The following is a 1,286-nucleotide window of genomic DNA, read 5'->3' on the forward strand; positions in this document are numbered from 1 at the left end:
CGGCCATCGCCTTGGTTCTCCTTCGATCGTGGAACATCGAAAAGGATCACGCGATGGCCGTCCTCGTTTCACGACGCCACGCTGACTACCAGCCGAAACTCGTACACCACCTCCGTGGACGCAACCCCGGACGGCCGGACCCCGACGACCGGATCGGACGACCGGCCGGACGGGTCGCCCTCACCTCCACACAGCGCTCTCTTCGGCACCGACGCGGCGGGACGTGGTACGGCGAACCCGGCGCCGCCCTTACGGCTACCTGACCGAAGGTCCGAACACCGTACAGCTGGTTCACCCGCATGCCGAGGTACAGGACCAGGAGATCTGGATAGGCGGAGAGGTCGACGGTCTGCCGGTTGACTCGGGTCGGCATCTAGGGCTCCTCCGGGGTCGGATTACGTGTGGGCTGGTGTGCGAGGAAGGCCGGGCAACGGCTCGGCCGGGTCGTCAACAGAATGGGAGTTGCGCGCGGATCGAGTTGGCGCACTGCCGACACGTCACGCTGCTGGTTCTCGGTGAACGCTGCCCGCGGAAGGCCGCTGACCGCGACATCGGACTGACTGGGCCCAGCGCTGCGCCGGCACCGCGACGAGGCCGGCGCGCCCGCGTTCACGATGTCGACCGCCGGACGCAGAGCGGCCGGCTGCAGCGCGAACCGTGGATTTGATCTCGACGGCGCGCACGAACTCAGGGAGAAACGACACGCCTCTCACTGACCGGTTTTCGATTTGGGCGGAGAGTAGACACCCCAGAAATAGAAGGCCAGTCCGACGCCCCAGAAGACTATCGACCACAGGGGCCAGAAGAAGTGTTCCGAGTCGTAGATCTGCCACACCACGACCATAACCAGATCGGCTAGTACGTAGCAGAGCAGGTGAATACGCAGGCCCCATTGTTGGGCACTTTCACTTTTGCCCTTCTCATGCCCGGCAAGCTACATCGGCGTACTTTACAACGACTGGGTCGCCCGTTCAGTGTTCGTCAATTACCCGGGTTCAGCATTGATCTGCAATCGAGGTTCGAACACCACACTTGAAAGGTCCACATCATGACGACGACTCGTCGAGCGATGCTGGCCGGATCAGCCGCGGTCGCCACCGGCGCTCTGCTGGGAACGTCCGAGGCGCAGGCGGCGACGCATCCCCTGCCGGGGGCCAAGCCCACGGTGGTACTGGTGCACGGCGCGTTCGCCGACGCCTCCGGTTGGAGCGGCGTCGCGGCCCGGCTCATCCGCGACGGTTACCCCGTCATCGCCCCGGCGAACCCGCTGCGCGGTGTGGCCGCCG

Annotated in this window: 1 protein-coding gene and 1 pseudogene; both read left to right on the forward strand. The window is 65.3% G+C overall.

Going from position 1 to position 1,286, the window contains the following annotated elements; genetic code table 11:
* Nucleotides 1-263: hypothetical protein (locus ABGB17_RS38775; protein ID WP_347639388.1), on the forward strand; the 263-nt coding region annotated here is incomplete at its 5' end.
* Nucleotides 264-1,048: 785 nt separating this feature from the next.
* Nucleotides 1,049-1,286 (forward strand): annotated as a pseudogene (locus ABGB17_RS38780) (hypothetical protein); the annotation flags it as partial.

This window comes from Sphaerisporangium sp. B11E5, from assembly GCF_039871875.1.
Taxonomy (GTDB): Bacteria; Actinomycetota; Actinomycetes; order Streptosporangiales; family Streptosporangiaceae; genus Sphaerisporangium.